The sequence below is a fragment of the Rhizobium sp. PEPV16 genome (genome assembly GCF_008919455.1).
GTDB lineage: Bacteria > Pseudomonadota > Alphaproteobacteria > Rhizobiales > Rhizobiaceae > Rhizobium > Rhizobium leguminosarum_Q.
The window spans coordinates 1-886 of record NZ_VSZV01000025.1; the positions used below are offsets into that span (position 1 = coordinate 1).

Annotated in this window: 2 protein-coding genes; one reads left to right on the forward strand and one right to left on the reverse strand. The window is 55.0% G+C overall.

The window, feature by feature from the left end:
* Positions 1–290: 290 nt before the first annotated feature.
* On the forward strand, positions 291–464 hold the full coding sequence (locus FY112_RS36520; protein WP_003540843.1) for a hypothetical protein: 174 nt from the start codon (positions 291–293) through the stop codon (positions 462–464).
* Between the two features lie 36 nt (positions 465–500).
* On the opposite strand, the gene FY112_RS00170 is transcribed toward FY112_RS36520, so the two are convergent.
* Entirely contained in the window at positions 501–884 is a 384-nt protein-coding gene (locus FY112_RS00170) for a VOC family protein (RefSeq protein WP_077978550.1), read from the reverse strand.
* Positions 885–886 lie beyond the last annotated feature (2 nt).

An 886-nucleotide genomic window follows, 5' to 3' on the forward strand; every position in this document is an offset into this window, starting at 1 on the left:
CTTCGACCTACCGGAACCGGACGACACAGGCTGGTTCGGATCCCATAAGCTGCGAGGATCAATGGCCGGATGGGTCAATGCACACATTGATGGCATCATCCCTCGCGGCTGGCCGAAGCAGTCAACGCTTCCACGGAGGAGCCCCCGAATCCAATTTCAAACGATTTTTAAAATGGCCACTCCGAAAGCTAATCGATTTTAATTTTATCGTTAAAATTTTCTTGTTGCAGCGCAAAAGATTTTAGACATTAATTTGTGCGGATGCTCAGTTTATTCGTTGGAGAACTCGCATGACTGTGACATTTCCGCTAACCGAAAAGCGCGACGCCGAGACATTGCTGAAACACTTGACGTCGCACAATCTCAGCGTTCCGGGAAACTGCGTCGTGTCGCTCAAGGCGCACGTCGCCCAGGTCTCATCCTCTCACACGACCGCGCTCGGCACCGCCCGTACCGCCTGGTAGTCCCCGAGACGTCGAATTGCGGCAATCGAGCTGGCCTCAGCCGTCGTAGACGACAGCAATCTTGTTTCCGGTGGGGTCGCGCACGTAAGCGGAATACCAGTTCGGCCCGTAGTGCGGACGTAGACCAGGCGCGCCCTCGTCCGTTCCGCCGTTTGTCATGGCCGCATCGTAAAAAGCGTCCACCTCGGCATGGGACTTGGCCATGAAACCAACCATCGAGCCATTTCCGGCGCTCGCCGGTTCGCCGTTGATCGGCTTGCAAACCCATAGAACAAAACCGTCACCCTTCCCGCCTTCGGAATAGGCGCTCCATCCGGGAAATTCCCGATGTTTGCTCCAACCGATCGTTGCCAAAGTCGCATCATAAAACCTATTCGATTTGATGGAATCGACTGCACCGACGGTCGCGTAGACGCTCATGA

Excerpts from the sequence above, each read along its gene's own strand:
- FY112_RS36520 (WP_003540843.1), top strand. The coding sequence starts at position 291 with ATGACTGTGACATTTCCGCTAACCGAAAAGCGCGACGCCGAGACATTG.
- FY112_RS00170 (WP_077978550.1), bottom strand. The coding sequence starts at position 884 with ATGAGCGTCTACGCGACCGTCGGTGCAGTCGATTCCATCAAATCGAAT.